This is a genomic window from Kitasatospora sp. NPDC005748 (genome assembly GCF_040630735.1).
In the GTDB taxonomy this organism is placed as follows: Bacteria; Actinomycetota; Actinomycetes; order Streptomycetales; family Streptomycetaceae; genus Kitasatospora.
The window spans coordinates 85,152-96,205 of the sequence record NZ_JBEXYD010000030.1; the positions used below are offsets into that span (position 1 = coordinate 85,152).

Below are 11,054 nucleotides of genomic sequence, written 5' to 3' on the forward strand. Positions count from 1 at the left end.
CCCTCCGGGGCCGGGCGGGCGGGCGTTCGCGCGTGCGCCGGGCCGGCGGGTCAGTCCGCGTCGGGCGACACCAGCGTCAACAGCCGGTGCGGCTTGGCCAGCGCGCGCGAGACCGGGTCCTGGCGCAGCCGGGCCTGGGCGCTCGGGCCCGGCTGCATCGTGATGTGCTCGGGAGCGACCACCCCGCCGCACACCGGGCAGGCGCCCAGCGGGTCGAGCCGCGTCCCGCAGGCCGCGTGGCTGAAGACCGTGCGCGGCCCGCCGCTGGAGGCGTTGCGCTCCCCCCACTGCGCCAGCCCGTAGATCGGCTGCCACAGCTCGCGCCCGGCCGCCGTCAGGACGTAGCCGTAGCGCACCGGGGAGCTCTGGTAGGGCTCCTTGTGCAGCACGCCCGAGGCCACCAGGGCCTGCAGACGGCTGGTGAGGACCGCACGCGGGATGTCGAGGTGAGCGAGGAAGTCGTTGAAGCGGTGGACCCCGTAGAAGGCGTCGCGGACGATCAGCAGACTCCAGCGCTCCCCCACCACCTCCAGCGCCCGGGCGAGCGAGCAGTCCTGCTGTGCGTAATCGGTTCCGAGCGCCATGCGGACCAGTCTAGCCGAAGGTTCCTTCACCGAACCCGGCGTGATAGATTCAGTTGAGTTCAATGAACAGACCTTAGATCGGACCCTCTCCCACCTCCCATCGCAGCGAGGACCACCCCGATGACGCCCAGCCCGCCGCCCCAGGGCCGCCGCCCGGCCCTCACCCTCTCGATCGCCGCCTTCGGCACCCTCCTCGTCCTCGTCGACTACACCTCCCCGCTCACCACCCTGTCGCCCACCGCCGCCGACCTCGGCCTCGGCTCCTCCGCCCAGACCTGGGTGCTCACCGGCACCCTGGTCGGCCTGGCCGCCCTGCTCCTCACCATGGGCAGTGCCGCCGACGACTACGGCCGCAAGCGGGTCTTCGGCGCCGGCGCGGTGCTGCTCCTGATCTCCACCGCCGTCTCCGCGGCCGCCACCGGCCCCACCGTGTTCCTGATCGGCCGCGTCCTCCAGGGCTGTGCCGCGGCGGCCGTGCTCGCCCCCACCCTCGGCCTGATCGGCCACGTCTACCCGGTCGGCCCCGGCCGGGTGCGGGCGCTCGGCATGTGGGGCGCCTCGGTGGGCCTGGGCATCGCCGTCGGCCCGGTCTACGCGGCGCTGCTGGAGCGCGCCGGCGGCTGGCGCTCGGTGTACTGGGTGCTCTCGGTGCTGTCCGCCCTGCTGATCGCGCTCACCGCGTACGGCTTGCAGGAGTCCCGCAACGACCGGCCCCGCAAGCTCGACCTGCTGGGCGTCGCCACCCTCGGCGCCGGTGCCTCCTGCCTCATCGCCGGCCTCGCCGAGGGCCGGCACGGCTGGGGCCGCACCCCCGTCCTGCTCCTGCTCGGCCTCGGCGTGCTGCTGCTCGTGCTGTTCGTCCTGGTCGAGGCCAGGATCGCCGAACCGATGCTCGACCTCGCGCTGTTCCGCAGCCCCGGCTTCATCGCCTCCAGCGGCGGCGCGCTGTTCACCGGCCTGGCCATCGTCGGCCTGATGAGCTACCTGCCGATGGCCCTCCAGAAGTCCGCCGGGGAGACCCCCCTGGTGGCCTCCCTGGTGCTCGCGATCTGGTCCGGCCTGTCCGTCGTCTCCGCCCTCCAGGCCCGCCGCCTCGCCAACCGGATGTCCGCCACCACCCAGGTCGCCGCCTCCCTGCTGCTGTGCGGCATCGGTGAGGCCGCCCTCTACGGCATGACCCCCGACGGCTCCTGGACGCACTTCGCCCCCGGCCTGGTGCTCGCCGGCGTCGGCAGCGGCGTCCTCAACGCGGCCCTCGCCCGGCTGGCCGTCAGCAGCGTGCCCGCCGACCGCGCGGCCATGGGTTCGGGCGCCAACAACACCGCCCGCTACCTGGGTTCGGCCCTCGGCGTCGCCATCACGCTGACCGTCGCCGGCCAGGCCACCGACGACCGCGGGCCGCGCTACGCGATGGCCGCCGGGACCGACCACGCCGTCCTGGTCGCCGCGGTGCTGTGCGCGGTCGGGGCGGGCGTGGCCCTCTGGGCGCGCTTCGCCGAAGCCCGCACCCCCGCCGCCGCACCGCCACCCGGCGGCACCGCGGGCGGCGCGGGCGCGGCGGGCACCGTCCAGAGCCCGGCGGTGTCCCGTGGCTGACCAGCGCTCCGACCACGGCACCCGGCCCGGCGCCGCCCCGGACCTCTCCGCCGCCGGCTCCGTGCACCACATCAACGCCGGCATCCTGGTGGAGCCCGGACGCGGCCGGATCGTCGTGCGCGCCGGTGACACCGTGCTCGCCGACAGCCAGCGGCCGATCGTGGTCCTGGAGGGCCGCTACCCCGTCCGCTACTACATCCCGCCCGAGGACGTGCGCCGCGAACTGCTCGCCCCCTCCTGGGAGAGCACCTACTGCCCCTACAAGGGCAACGCCGTGCACTACGCGCTCGCCTCCCACGGCGAGGGCGGCTCCATCGCCTGGTCCTACCCCGTCCCGCTGAGCGGCATGGAGGCCCTCACCGGGCTGATCGCCTTCTACCAGGAACGCGTCGACATCGACGTCGAGCCCTCCGACTGACCCCGGGTCACCCCGGCGCCGTCAGGCCCGCCCCCACCCGGGTGCGGGCCTGACGGCGTCTCACACCGGAGACGGCGCTGGGCCAAGGCGCCTGGCTGGTGCCGAGGCCCCTCCTGATCCACCGGGGGATCCCGCCGGCTACGGCTGCCCGGCGAAGTCCAGGACGGTGACCGAGGGGCGGTGGGTGGCCAGCGGGGGGACGGTGAGGGCGAGCGGGAGGAGGACCCCGAGCAGGCCTCGGGCGCCGACCGGCCGGACGTCGCGCACCGCGGCCACCGCCGGACTCGCGGTGCGCAGCCCGCCCCGCTCGCGGGCGTCCATCGCCCACGGCATCGGCGGCGGCTCGTAGTCGTGGGAGCGCATCCTCCCGGTCAGGGTGAGCCGGCTGAACCAGCGCGGTACGGCGTCCAGCACCAGCGAGCCGCCGGGGAAGCGTTCGGCGCAGCCCGCGATCAGGGCCTTCACCCGGGGCGGCGGGAGGTACATCAGCAGGCCCTGGGTGGTGATCAGGACCGCCTGGTCGCGGTCCACCTCCTCGGTCCAGCCCAGCTCGGTGGCATCGGCGGCCAGGTAGCGCTGGCGCGGGCCGGGCGGGAGCAGTCGCTCGCGCAGGGCCACCGACTCGGGCAGGTCCACGGTGAGCCACCGGGCCCGCCCGTTGTCGACCCGCCAGTACTGGGTCTCCAGCCCCTCGCCCAGGCAGACCACGGTGCCGCGCGGCTCCCGGGCCAGGAAGTCGGCGACCTCGCGGTCGAAGCAGGCCGCCCGGAGCGCCTGGAGCTGGGCGGACAGGGCGCTCGCGCCGAAGCGCTCGGCGAAGGGGAAGTCGATCCGCTCGACCAGCTCGACGGCCTTCGGGTCGTCGAGCACGGTGTCCGGCCGCCGGGCCTCGACCGCCCGGTGCCAGAGTGTCCACAGGGCCGTCTCCGGCACTTCCCCCAGCTCGGGCCGCTCGCCGCTGCTCATCACGCGCTCCCTCGGACTCTCGGACGTGCTCCTGGCTCGGACCCGCCGATTCTGACACCGCGGGGCGTGAACCAGGGCGCGCGGCGCTCCGGCGCGCCGGGCGCGCGGCAGCCCGTCAGCCGACGCTGAAGGCGCCGTCCGGGGGCGGCGGGGAGTCCGTCGCCGCGGCGTCGGTGACCGCCGCCGTGCGGCCGGTGAAGGCGGCCAGGTCGGCGCCCTCGGTGAGCCGGGCGGGGAAGATGTCCGCGGCGAGACGGCGCGAGAGGTCGGCCACCGGGAGCGGACCGGTGGAGCCGGCCAGCAGGATGTTGCCGTAGCGGCGGCCGCGCAGCACCGGCGCCTCGGCGATCAGGCAGGCCGCCGGGAAGACGGCGCGCACCGTCGCCGCCTGGGCGCGGGCGAAGGCGAGCGGCGGGCCGTCCGCGAGGTTGGCGGCGTAGCAGCCGCCGGGGCGCAGCGCGGCGGCCGCCAGCCGGAGGAACTCCACCGAGGTGAGGTGCGCCGGGGTGCGCGACCCGTGGAAGACGTCGGCGACGACGAGGTCCAGCGAGCCGGCCGGCACGGCCGCCAGGGCCGCCCGCGCGTCGCCGACCGTCGTCGTGATGTCCGCCCCCGGGCCCTGCCACGGCAGGCGCTCCTCGACGAACGCGAGCAGCGGGCCGTCGACCTCGGCCACCCGCTGGCGCGAGCCGGGGCGGGTGGCGGCGAGGTAGCGGGGCAGGGTGAGGGCGCCGCCGCCCAGGTGGAGCACGTCGACCGGCCGCCCGGCGGGGGCGAGGGCGTCGACCAGGTGGCCGATCCGCCGGGTGTACTCGAACTCCAGGTGGGTCGGGTCGCCGAGGTCGACGTAGGACTGCGGGGTGCCGTCGAGGGTCAGCAGCCAGCCGCCGTCGCGGTCGATGTCGGGCATGAGCTTGGCGTACCCGAGGTCGGTCGGCCGCCCGACCGGGACCGGCTCCTCCTCGTGCGGGCCCGGCGGGTTCATCCGGACGCCGGCAGGTAGGCGCCGAGCCAGCGGTCGAGCTCGGTGAAGACCTGGGTGCGGGCGGACTCGCCGGACAGCACGAGGTCGTGCATGCCGTCCTCGATCCGCACGATCGTGACGTGCCGGCCCAGGCGCGGGCCCTGGGCGGCGATGTCGTCGGCCCGCAGCACGGCGTCGGCGTGGTGCAGCCTGGCCTGCCAGGTGGTGGTGGCGATCGAGGCGGTGGAGGCCATCAGCAGCACGGGGACGTCGATGCCGAGCCCGCGCCGGACGCGGCGCTGGCCGCGGTCGATGGCGGCCAGCCAGCCGGCGTAGAGCGGGAAGCCCTCGGCCGGCTTGAGGCCCAGGTCGAAGTCCCATTCGCCGCGGTGGTCGCGGTGCAGGCTGTGCACGTAGTGCGGGTTGAGCGTGGAGGGCAGCTTGCGGGTGGCGGCGAGGCGGCCGAGGGCCTGCACGGCGGGGCCGCCGAGGGTGCGGACGGCCGGGGCGGCGGGCATCGAGAGGAACGGGCTGTTGAGGAAGAGTCCGTCGACCACGCCCCGCCCGGCGCGGCGCCCCGCCCACAGGGCGGTCACCAGGCCGCCGGTGGAGTGGCCGTTGACCAGCAGTTCGCGGTGCCCGTCGGTCTCCCGGACGACCCGCACCGCGGCGTCGAGTTCCTCGTCGTAGGCGGCGAGGTCGCGGACGAAGTTCGGCGACTGGTGCGGGCGCAGCGAGCGGCCGTACTTGCGCAGGTCGAGGGCGTAGAAGGAGAAGCCGCGCTCGACGAAGTGGTCGGCGAGGTGGGTCTGGAAGAAGTAGTCCACGTACCCGTGGACGTAGAGCACCGCGCGGTCGCTGCCCGGGACGAGCCGGCGTACCAGGGTGGCGCTGACGGCGCCCTCCTCGTCGGGGGCGAGCGGCAGCTCGACCGCCTCGTAGGGGGCACCCAGGATGTCTTCTCGGAACTCCATGTCCGCCGTACCCGTTCTCTGCTCCGCCTGCCGTGGCAGGACCGCCCATCCGGAGCACCGACGATACCGGCCAGTAGCTCCGCCCTGCTCGGCGGGCGCCGCCCCCGGGCGCGGCGAAAGGTCCGGCGGACCGCGCCGGCGGGCCTCGCGGCGGGGCCGGACCGGGCCGCTCCGCCCCCCGTGCGCCTGCTGTGCGCCCGCGGTTCTGTGGCACGCTGCCCGGGCCACTGTCACCTTCCTTGCCCGCGAGGCGAGTTGAGGAGCGAACATGCCGCACGGAGACCATCCGCAGCCGGGCCACCACGACCCCTCCCTCTACCGCACAGCGGCGGAGGCGATCGCCGCACCGCCGGAGCGGCTGGCCTACGTCGCCGGATTCGACCGGTCGGCGCAGCGGCCGGACGCGCTGATCACCGTGGACACCGATCCGGCCTCGCCGAGCTACGGCCGGGTGCTGAACTTCGCCGAGCTGCCGGGGCTCGGTGACGAGCTGCACCACTTCGGCTGGAACGCCTGCTCCAGCGCGCTCGCGCACGCCTGCCACCGGAACCCGGAGCGGCGCTACCTGCTGCTGCCCGGGCTGCGCTCCTCCCGGCTGCACGTGATGGACACCCGGCCGGACCCGGTGCGGCCGCGGCTGGTGAAGACCGTCCCGGCCGAGGAGCTGGCGGCCAGAGCGGGGTACTCCCGCCCGCACACGCTGCACTGCGGGCCGGACGGCGTCTTCCTGTCCTGCCTCGGCAGCGGGGACGGCGCCGACGGGCCGGGCGGGGTGGCGCTGCTCGACCACACCACCTTCGACGTCCTGCGGGCCTGGGAGACGGAGCGCGGACCGCAGCACTTCGCCTACGACGTCTGGTGGCACCTGGGGACCAACGTGGGCGTCACCAGCGAGTGGGGCACGCCGTGGATGGTCGAGGACGGCGTGGTGCCGGAGCTGCTGCTGGGCCGCAAGTACGGGCACGCGCTGCACTTCTGGGAGCTCGACTCGGGGCGGCACCTGCAGCGGGTCGACCTCGGCGACCAGTACCAGATGGTGCTGGAGCTGCGGCCGGCGCACGATCCGCAGGCGGAGTGGGGCTTCGTCGGCGTGGTGGCCAACGTCGAGGACCTCTCCTCCTCGGTCTGGCTCTGGTACCGGGAGGGGGCGGCCTTCACCGCGCGCAAGGTGATCGAGATACCGGCCGAGCCGGCGAAGCCGGAGGACCTGCCGCCGGCGCTGCAACCGTTCGGCGCGGTGCCGCCGCTGGTGACGGACCTCAACCTGTCGGTGGACGACCGCTGGTTGTACGTATCCGCCTGGGGCACCGGGGAGTTGTTCCAGTTCGACGTCTCGGACCCGTTCCACCCGCGCCCGGCGGGATCGGTGCGGCTCGGCGGGGTGGCCGCGCGGACGCCGCACCCGGCCGAACCCGGCCGACCGCTGAGCGGTGGCCCGCAGATGGTCGAGATCAGCCGGGACGGCCGGCGGCTCTACCTCACCAACTCGCTGTACGGCGCCTGGGACGACCAGTTCTACCCGGACGGCATCGAGCCCTGGATCATCAAGCTGGACGCGGACACCGAGGCGGGCGGACTCAGCGTCGACCCGCACTTCTACCCGCACGGCGCGGAGTTCGGCGGTCTGCGGGTGCACCAGACCCACCTGGCGGGCGGCGACGCCTCCTCGGACTCCTACTGCTTCCGCTGAGGTCGGGGCCGGGGCTCAGCGCCGCCCCTGGAGCGGGCCATGGCGGTCGCGGGCGGGCGGCAGACCGGTGGCGGCCGGCCGCGGGTCGCGTAGCTCCTCCCCGGGCAGCGGCGGGCCGCGCGGCGGGCCGCGCCGCGGTGCGTCGCCGACGGCGGTGTGCTCGACCAGGGCCTCGCCGACGCCGCCCGGACCACTGCGGCGCACCTCGAACCCCACCTCGTTGTCCGCTTCCCCCGGCGGGCAGCCCATCGCGTACTGCCGCCAGCTGTGCGGCAGCCGCGGGTGTTCCACGGTGCCGTACCGGCCGTCCCGGCGGACCGGGCCCACCGGCCTCGTCGGGCCCCGTGTCCAGGACTCCCGACCCCGCCGTCCGCACCAGGGGCGGCACCCTGACGGGCGCGGCGCCCCGCCTCCGGTGCTCTCCCTTCACCGCAGGCGGGACGCCGCGCCGTCGCCGGCCCGGCTCAGGCTCCGGCCGGGCCGGCCGCTTCGCCCCCGGTCGCGCGGCGCAGCCGGCGCCGGCGCGGGGGCTGGTCGGGCAGCCACCCGAAGGTCAGGCAGGCGCCCACCACTCCGAGGATCATGCCGATCAGGAAGCCCCCCAGGTTGGAGGTGACCCAGCTGGCCAGCGAGCTGATCACCGCGAGCACGGAGTAGAACAGCCGCTGGGCCGGGTTGAACAGGATCAGCACGCCGCAGATCGCCATCACGGCCGGTACCAGGTAGCCGGCCATCCCCTGCATCCCGATGTGCAGGATGACCGGCAGCGGTGCCTTCAGCGTGAAGAGGACCTCGGCGCCGCCCAGCAGCACCAGCAGACCGCCCCAGAACGGCCGCCGGCCCCGCCAGGCGCGCCAGCCACGCCCGGTGTGCGCCGGCCCGGCGGGACCGGCGGACGCCACGGGCGTCGACGGCGGTGTGGGCGCGACGGCCACCGTGCTCGCGGCAGCGTCGGAAGCACCTGGAGCAGCGGAGCCACCGCCGGCACCGGACACCCCGGCGCCGACGGCCGCCCCGGCCTCCGCGGCATCGGCGCCCCGCCCGGCCGGGCCGGCGCCGTCGGGTACAGGATCGGTCACCGTCAGCAGCCCTCCGAGCTGAAGCTCAGCCGCAGGTGGGGGAGCTTGAACGCACCCGCGGTGGTGGCGTAGTTGTGCTGCCGCAGGTTGTTGATGGTGACGGTGTCGGCCTGTTGCCCGAACACGCCCGGCAGGCCCTGGACGCCCGCCTTGGTGTAGGTGCTGGCGTCCCCGCCGATCTCGATGTTCTTGAAGGACGCGTCACCGGAGAGCATGTCCGAGTCGGTGGTCAGGTCGGTGGCGGTGACGGGGGTGCCGTCGTCGCCGGCCTTGATCAGCAGATTGATGCCGCCGAGGTCGACACTCTGGCAGAGCTTGGTGAGCTGGGCCTGCTTGATCGCCGAGACGGCGACCAGGACCTGCCCGCCGGTGTCACCCTCGTTGGGGCTGCCCTCGATCATGTGGTCCAGGCTGCCGAACTGTTCGAAGCCGACGCCCTCCAGACTGTCCGCCGTGACGGTGAACGGCATGCCGGAGATGGCGAACTGGGCGGCGAGGACGCCCTGCGCGGTGAGGGTCATCAGGACGGCGCCGGCGACGACGGCCGGTACCGCCATCAGGGCGGTGCGCCGGAGGCGGACCCGCCCTCTCGACTCGGCGGGCGCGTCGGTGCTTTCGGGCGTGGGGGCGGCGTCATCGGACGTGGCCATGTGTGCTCCCTAGGGTGGTGGGATGTGCAGGCACTGGCACGTTGTCCTGGCGCGGACAGCGTTCTGCGGTCCGGCCGGGTGGGCCGCCCCTCGGCAGCGGGGCGGGCCCGGTCGGACCGCAGATGGATTACTGGGAAGCTACTGCTCAGTAGACGGCGGGTCAATACGGGTGCACGAAGGATCATCGTCCGCGACCGAAGGGCCCGCTTCCAGGGCCGGTTGCGAAGCCGGAACGGGAGCCGGAACGGGAGCCAAGGCAGGCGCCGGCACCAGGTCCTGAGCCGCGGCCAGCCGCCGGGCGGCCTCCTCCGGGCCGAGGAAGGGCGCCAGGCAGAACAGGCTCAACATCGGCAGTTCGGCCGGGAGTTCGCCGGTCCGGCCGGCGTCGACACAGCGGTAGAGGGTGCTGTAGACGCCGCCGACCACCGCGTCCACCAGCGGCTGCACCTCGACGCCGCACGGCAGTGGGGGCACCTCGGCGAAGAACGCCCGGAACCGGGTGAGGAGTTGCTCGCGCTCACGGCGGCCGGCCGGGCCGACCGACTCCACCTCGATCACCGCCATGGTGGCGAAGGCGGGGACGCGGGCCAGCAGGTCGAGCATCGCGCGCAGGGCGTCGTGGATCCCGGCGCACCAGTTCGGGGCCGCCGCGAAGGCCGCCGCCATCCGCCGGATCACCACGCCGGTGCCGTGCCGGTGGGTGGCCAGGAAGGCGTCCTCCTTGCCGCTGAACAGCTCGTAGAAGACCGGCCTGGTCACCCCGGCCGCGCGGCAGATGTCGCTCACCGTCGCCCGCTGGTAGCCGTGCTCGGCCACGGTGTGGACCAGCCCGTCGAGCAGGCGTTCCCGCTGGGTGGCGGCGACCACGCCGGGGGGCAGCCGGCTCGGGCCGCGCTTGATCGACCGCGCCGGGTCACGGCCGGTCCGCGCCCCGGGCAGCAGCAGTGCCTCGGCACCGTGAACGGCATCCAGGTCCATCGCCAACTCCTGTGCTCAGTATTGACATTGACGCAAGGGCTGGTTTACAACACTCGCAGGTTTCCAATCGAACGGCGCTGAGCCGACGGAAACCTCCACGCGTTCCGACTGTTCAGTATGGCGAACGCATGCCCGGCGGTGGCAGCCGTCGACGTGCACCACTCAGGCACCTCATCGCACGGCCCGCGCCGCCGCGATCCCCCGCACCACCGCACCTCCCGCACCTCCCGCACCTCCTCGCCGGACGGCGGGGCCCGTGGCGCCGGGCCCGCCGACGGCACCGGACGCGTGTCCGCAGGTTCTCAGCACCCCCACTCCGCTCCACCCTGCCGCGTGCACCGCGGCAGCTCCCGCCGCGCGATCCCAGCGCGAATCCGCGGGCTCCCCCACCCAGCTCGTACGGAGAGAGGCACCCTCATGCGCATCAGCCGCACCCTCGGCGCCGCGGCCCTGGCCGCCGTCGCCCTGGCGACCGCAGCCGTCACCCCGGCCCAGGCCGCCGGTTCAGCCGTGCTGACCCACACCTCCGTCGGCGGCCCCGCCGTCGCCGTCGGCGACGTCCTGACCGCCAACCTGGTCCCCGGCAGCTACGCCACCTTCTACTCCAGTGCCACCGGCACGAGCGGCATCAAGTGCGCCGTCTCCGCCTTCTCCGCCACGGTGACCAGCAACCCGGCGGCCCCGGGCGTGGCCACCGAGAGCCTCAACAGCCACACCTTCAGCTCCTGCACCGCGAACGTCATCGGTGTCACCGGCGTCAAGAGCATCACGGTCAACAACCTGCCGTACACCAACTCGGTCAGCGACGCGGCCGGCAACCCCGTGACGCTCAGCCCGACGGCGGCCGGTCCACTGCAGACCACGGTCGTGCTGAACACCATCCTCGGTACCACCACCTGCGTCTACCGCGCGCCCGGCAGCATCTCCGGCACCACCGACAACACCGGTCAGACCATCGGGTTCGCCTCCCAGGCGTTCGCCAAGGTGTCCGGCCCGAGCACCTGCTTCGCCACCGGCTACTTCACCGCCACCTACGGGCCGGTGATCGACAGCTCGGTCGCGGGCAACCCGCACGTCTACATCAACTGACCCTCTGCGCACAGCAGTAGGCGGGAAACGACGGGGAGCGGCGTGCGGCAGTCATGACTGCCGCAC

12 protein-coding genes are annotated in these 11,054 nt (G+C 74.5%); 4 read left to right on the forward strand and 8 right to left on the reverse strand.

Annotated features, from left to right (window positions below):
• Positions 1 to 50 precede the first annotated feature (50 nt).
• Positions 51 to 584, reverse strand: a complete 534-nt coding sequence (locus ABZ495_RS21945; protein ID WP_359837579.1) for a helix-turn-helix domain-containing protein — start codon at positions 582 to 584, stop codon at positions 51 to 53.
• A gap of 120 nt (positions 585 to 704) precedes the next feature.
• On the opposite strand from ABZ495_RS21945, the gene ABZ495_RS21950 reads away from it, so the two are divergent.
• Both ABZ495_RS21950 and ABZ495_RS21955 read left to right on the forward strand, forming a co-directional pair.
• On the forward strand, positions 705 to 2,180 hold the full coding sequence (locus ABZ495_RS21950) for an MFS transporter (RefSeq protein ID WP_352292942.1): 1,476 nt from the start codon (positions 705 to 707) through the stop codon (positions 2,178 to 2,180).
• A complete protein-coding gene (locus tag ABZ495_RS21955) occupies positions 2,173 to 2,598 on the forward strand; it encodes a DUF427 domain-containing protein (RefSeq protein WP_359837582.1) in 426 nt (141 codons plus the stop codon). Before ABZ495_RS21950 ends, ABZ495_RS21955 begins: the two co-directional genes overlap by 8 nt.
• Positions 2,599 to 2,736: 138 nt before the next feature.
• Here the strand turns inward: ABZ495_RS21955 and ABZ495_RS21960 are convergent, their stop codons facing one another.
• The 3 genes from ABZ495_RS21960 to ABZ495_RS21970 form a co-directional block, all read right to left on the reverse strand.
• Positions 2,737 to 3,564: a class I SAM-dependent methyltransferase gene (locus tag ABZ495_RS21960; protein WP_359837585.1), complete on the reverse strand. Its 828-nt coding sequence runs from the start codon at positions 3,562 to 3,564 to the stop codon at positions 2,737 to 2,739.
• A 115-nt stretch (positions 3,565 to 3,679) separates the two neighbouring features.
• A complete protein-coding gene (locus tag ABZ495_RS21965) occupies positions 3,680 to 4,549 on the reverse strand; it encodes a fused MFS/spermidine synthase (protein ID WP_359837588.1) in 870 nt (289 codons plus the stop codon).
• Positions 4,546 to 5,502 carry an alpha/beta hydrolase gene (locus ABZ495_RS21970; protein ID WP_352292934.1) on the reverse strand — a complete coding sequence of 319 codons (957 nt, stop codon included), beginning with the start codon at positions 5,500 to 5,502 and terminating at the stop codon, positions 4,546 to 4,548. The genes ABZ495_RS21965 and ABZ495_RS21970 overlap by 4 nt, the downstream gene beginning before the upstream one ends.
• A 268-nt stretch (positions 5,503 to 5,770) precedes the next feature.
• Here ABZ495_RS21970 and ABZ495_RS21975 point away from each other — a divergent pair, with 268 nt between their 5' ends.
• Complete coding sequence (locus tag ABZ495_RS21975; protein WP_352292932.1) at positions 5,771 to 7,192, forward strand: selenium-binding protein SBP56-related protein; 1,422 nt, start codon at positions 5,771 to 5,773, stop codon at positions 7,190 to 7,192.
• A 15-nt stretch (positions 7,193 to 7,207) separates the two neighbouring features.
• Here ABZ495_RS21975 and ABZ495_RS21980 read toward each other — a convergent pair whose 3' ends face one another.
• The 4 genes from ABZ495_RS21980 to ABZ495_RS21995 form a co-directional block, all read right to left on the reverse strand.
• Entirely contained in the window at positions 7,208 to 7,483 is a 276-nt protein-coding gene (locus ABZ495_RS21980) for a hypothetical protein (RefSeq protein ID WP_359807997.1), read from the reverse strand.
• Positions 7,484 to 7,656: 173 nt separating this feature from the next.
• Positions 7,657 to 8,094, reverse strand: a complete 438-nt coding sequence (locus tag ABZ495_RS21985) for a DUF6114 domain-containing protein (protein ID WP_359808006.1) — start codon at positions 8,092 to 8,094, stop codon at positions 7,657 to 7,659.
• Between the two features lie 179 nt (positions 8,095 to 8,273).
• The gene (locus ABZ495_RS21990; RefSeq protein ID WP_352292928.1) at positions 8,274 to 8,921 is read right to left on the reverse strand and encodes a DUF6230 family protein; all 648 of its coding nucleotides are present in this window, start codon (positions 8,919 to 8,921) and stop codon (positions 8,274 to 8,276) included.
• Between the two features lie 138 nt (positions 8,922 to 9,059).
• Positions 9,060 to 9,899, reverse strand: coding sequence for a TetR/AcrR family transcriptional regulator (locus tag ABZ495_RS21995; RefSeq protein ID WP_359837591.1), 840 nt, complete (start codon positions 9,897 to 9,899; stop codon positions 9,060 to 9,062).
• A 417-nt stretch (positions 9,900 to 10,316) separates the two neighbouring features.
• On the opposite strand from ABZ495_RS21995, the gene ABZ495_RS22000 reads away from it, so the two are divergent.
• A complete protein-coding gene (locus tag ABZ495_RS22000) occupies positions 10,317 to 10,988 on the forward strand; it encodes a Tat pathway signal sequence domain protein (RefSeq protein WP_359808001.1) in 672 nt (223 codons plus the stop codon).
• Positions 10,989 to 11,054 lie beyond the last annotated feature (66 nt).

Coding starts and splice junctions, on each gene's coding strand:
- ABZ495_RS22000 (WP_359808001.1), top strand. CDS start 10,317: ATGCGCATCAGCCGCACCCTCGGCGCCGCGGCCCTGGCCGCCGTCGCC.
- ABZ495_RS21965 (WP_359837588.1), bottom strand. CDS start 4,549: ATGAACCCGCCGGGCCCGCACGAGGAGGAGCCGGTCCCGGTCGGGCGG.
- ABZ495_RS21990 (WP_352292928.1), bottom strand. CDS start 8,921: ATGGCCACGTCCGATGACGCCGCCCCCACGCCCGAAAGCACCGACGCG.
- ABZ495_RS21945 (WP_359837579.1), bottom strand. CDS start 584: ATGGCGCTCGGAACCGATTACGCACAGCAGGACTGCTCGCTCGCCCGG.
- ABZ495_RS21960 (WP_359837585.1), bottom strand. CDS start 3,564: ATGAGCAGCGGCGAGCGGCCCGAGCTGGGGGAAGTGCCGGAGACGGCC.
- ABZ495_RS21950 (WP_352292942.1), top strand. CDS start 705: ATGACGCCCAGCCCGCCGCCCCAGGGCCGCCGCCCGGCCCTCACCCTC.
- ABZ495_RS21995 (WP_359837591.1), bottom strand. CDS start 9,899: ATGGACCTGGATGCCGTTCACGGTGCCGAGGCACTGCTGCTGCCCGGG.
- ABZ495_RS21975 (WP_352292932.1), top strand. CDS start 5,771: ATGCCGCACGGAGACCATCCGCAGCCGGGCCACCACGACCCCTCCCTC.
- ABZ495_RS21970 (WP_352292934.1), bottom strand. CDS start 5,502: ATGGAGTTCCGAGAAGACATCCTGGGTGCCCCCTACGAGGCGGTCGAG.